The organism is Bacillus sp. GMs2/2, from assembly GCF_050172095.1.
Classification (GTDB): domain Bacteria; phylum Bacillota; class Bacilli; order Bacillales; family Bacillaceae_G; genus Bacillus_A; species Bacillus_A cereus.
Genome location: NZ_JBNLYE010000389.1, coordinates 1 through 3,511 on the forward strand (window position 1 = coordinate 1; position 3,511 = coordinate 3,511).

Consider the following 3,511-nt stretch of genomic DNA (forward strand, 5'->3'; position numbering starts at 1 on the left):
TTATTTCGTATATAGTTTTTACTCTATCTTTTATTTATGATTTAAGACCATTATAAGAAACAGCCCTCTAAAAAAGTAGGAAAATAAATAACCGGTTTCTTAACGTATAAGGAATCGGTTATTTTGTATTTAAAATGCGTCTAGACGTACAATTTTCTTTTTTGATATAGTGACCTCCAATACATCATTGTCCTTCTCTAATCTCATATCTATTTTAAGAAGAGTCATTTACAAATTCAAAAAAAACCCTCAAAGCAGCTACTTTAAGGGGATTTCTCCTATCATCTTCTCTCTTCATACAATCGATTTGCTTTATACGAGCAAACGAAAAACATACATGTCGCAACGGGGATAAATATCAAAAAAAGTCCTCTCATTAATGCAAATGGCGTTTCAAATAAGAACGACCATAGAAATGATGCACCTTGCTTATCCCATAATCCTGGCGTCAAGTATAGTTCTTTCGGATTTACAAAGGCTCCTAAATTCATTGTATTACTATACATAAATAAAAATAATATCGGCAAATAACAGATCGCTAATTCTAAAAATGTTTTAGATAGACGCTTATACTTCCCTGCTCGTGACATTGGATCTGAAAAAATGTCATCTTCACTTTCTTCATCTACCTTTTTAAAATATTGCGTACCTGACCACCGATTACCAGCTATATGCTCCCAACCACTATCTTCAAATAATGTGCAGTAATTAATAAAATCACTTTTTCTACTAAATACTCTATGGTCTATTTTAATCGTCGCATCTTCCGGTTCTGTATATCTAAATGTATAACCAAATGTATTGCTTTCTAGTTGATAGCCTTTCCAAGCCATCTCTTCTAACCATTTTTCCTCTTTCTCAAAGTCTAAAAAGAATTTTAATCTCCACATCATCGTTTCCTCCTAACTATACGTGTAATAAACTTTTTGTAACCGCAATAATGTGCTGCATTCTCATAAAATCTAAATGCAATACTTCTTTCCCGCGTTCCGTAATGACATACACTTTTCTTCTTTTATCTTCACTTTTTACCGATTCTATTAACCCTTGTTTTAATAAATTTTCCACTGCACCATACAATGTACCCGCTGCGATTTTCACTTGATGATTACTCAGTTCCTCCACCTTTTGCATAATTAAATATCCATGAGCTGGCTCTAATAAAGCTAAAAGAACGTAATACGTTGTTTCCGTTAATGGTAAATTTTTATCTCTATTCATAAAGACCTCCAATGTAACGATAACTATATAGCTAAACTATATAGTTAAACTGTATAGTTTAATTTTATACAGTCAGACTGTATATGTCAAATGTAGGAATAACTTTATAACCCAAAACAAAAACGCTACCTTTTTAAAAGATAGCGTTTTTGTTTTACCCTTGCTTATTCTTCGCCTTCATTTGCTCTTCAAGAGATTTTTTTTCAGTTTCTAACACACTCATATCACTTTTCAACTTTTGCGTTTCTTCAAAATGTTCATCTACTAATTTATTATATTCTTTCTCAGAGTACATTTTTTCACTGGTTGATGTCGTTTTCTCTTTCGTAACAACTACATTAATAATTACAAATAAGGCTACAATTCCTATTAACACAGCAAAAATCTTCTTTTTATTCATGATTAATCCTCTAAAATGTAAAATTCCAAAAATTATCATAACAGACCAATTCGCTTTCACCTGTCATATTTTGTCGAATCAATATAATAAAAAAAGCATCTGAAACAGATGCTTTTTCTCATTCTTAATACGTAAACGTAATCGTCACTAAAGAATACCCTTCTTTCGCATTGTACGGCTCCGCTTTATAAGAAACTCGGTTTGCCCCTTGCGGATAATCGATTTCGCCAATTACCTTTTTCACATCTTGTAGTGCACCATTCATTGATTGCTTGTATAACACTTCAATTTTCTCTGGTTTTGCACTATAGCGTTGCTGCATTTTATTTTTTAATTCAGTATAGTTATTTGCAATATATTCATTTCCTAGATAGTTTAACTTTGTATCTTTTAATATTTGCTGATATGCAGGCGTTTTCTTACTACCTGCCGCAATTTTATTTGTCAGTGTACTATAATAATTTGTTGTCGCTTGCGGATAGTCTCCGCGGTTCCACTCATGATTTTTTGCGATTTGTTCATCTGATAAATTGAAATACGAATACGTTACGCGGCCCTGCTCATCTGGAACCGGATCATCGAATGTTGTATCAAGGTGATACCATTTGTTTTCGATTTTCACTAAATTCCAAGCATGAGGTTGTCCGTCCCCAGTTCCTGTCACGAAATGATTTTCAATTCCTGCTTCTTTTAATAATTGATAAGTTAATAGTGCGTAACCTTGGCAAACCGCAGAACGATTTACAAGTGCTTCATATGCTGTGTAAGCTTTATAAGACGTATCATAAGAAACATGCTTTACTACGTAATCATGAATCGCCTTCACTTTTTCGTGATCATCCATTCCAACTTGAGTGATAGAAGAAACGATTGCTTTCGCTTGTTTCATGACATATTCCGTCTGTTCTTTCGTTTCACGATATGTAATCTTAAGCGTAAACGTATAATTTCCAGGTGATCCAGAAAGTCCATATGAAACATTCGATCTATTATTATTTGTATACTCATTTTTACTTGCCACTTCTTTATATGCGTTAAAAAGTGTATTCATCACTTCGTCTGTATTATTATTTTTCGTTTTATATGGCAGTGTAATATTTGTCTCGTATGTATTAATACGCTTTTGTACTTCCTCTTTAAACGCTGTTAATAATGCCGCATCCCCTGTATCTTTCACATCAGCATTTTTATACTTCAAAGTTTTATATAAAAACTGCGCATACTGTTCACGTGTTACTGTGCCATACGGTTCAAAATTCCCATTCCCTGTGCCATCTGCGATTCCATTTGACTGCACTGCACTAATTGCATTTTCTGCCCAAAATGGATTTGGAACATCCTTAAAGGTATGTTTTTGTTTTGCCGCAAGATGGAAAGCATTCGTAAGAATTTGTGCCATTTCCGCACGATTCACAGAAGCTTTCGGTCTAAATTGGCCATTTTCATCACCTTTAAAAACTCCTAAATTCGTTAAAGTTAATACCTCTTCTGGGAACATTGTAGAATTTTGATTAATATCACCGTAAGGATTTTTAAACGTAGATCCATCCTTTAATACGTAACGAGTTCCATCATTACTAAACGAACCGCCTTGTTTATTCGGTACTAACACTCGATAAATTAAAGCCGCAACTTGCTCCCTTGTCGCAACATCTCCAAAACCAAATATCCCATTTCCATAACCAGAAATAATATTCTTACTTGCTAAATCTTTAATCGCAGGATATGACCAATGTGATGTCGGCACATCAGAAAAAACACCCACTTCAGCAGCTTTCACATCACTGCCATTTGTATATAACAACGCACCACCAATAAGTGATAATGATGTAATTGATTTTAATAGTTTTGTGTACATAATGTCTTCTCCCAATACGTTCTCTATTTTTG

The 3,511-nt window shown here is 33.7% G+C and carries 3 protein-coding genes and 1 pseudogene; all 4 read right to left on the bottom strand.

The window, feature by feature from the left end; translation table 11 throughout:
• Positions 1 to 281 precede the first annotated feature (281 nt).
• Positions 282 to 893: a DUF2812 domain-containing protein gene (locus ACQGS6_RS24785; RefSeq protein WP_002060866.1), complete on the bottom strand. Its 612-nt coding sequence runs from the start codon at positions 891 to 893 to the stop codon at positions 282 to 284.
• Positions 894 to 906: 13 nt separating this feature from the next.
• The gene (locus ACQGS6_RS24790; protein WP_001078063.1) at positions 907 to 1,221 is read right to left on the bottom strand and encodes a PadR family transcriptional regulator; all 315 of its coding nucleotides are present in this window, start codon (positions 1,219 to 1,221) and stop codon (positions 907 to 909) included.
• Between the two features lie 175 nt (positions 1,222 to 1,396).
• A pseudogene (locus tag ACQGS6_RS24795) lies at positions 1,397 to 1,621 on the bottom strand (hypothetical protein); the annotation flags it as partial.
• Between the two features lie 124 nt (positions 1,622 to 1,745).
• Positions 1,746 to 3,479: an S-layer homology domain-containing protein gene (locus ACQGS6_RS24800; RefSeq protein ID WP_000288174.1), complete on the bottom strand. Its 1,734-nt coding sequence runs from the start codon at positions 3,477 to 3,479 to the stop codon at positions 1,746 to 1,748.
• Positions 3,480 to 3,511 lie beyond the last annotated feature (32 nt).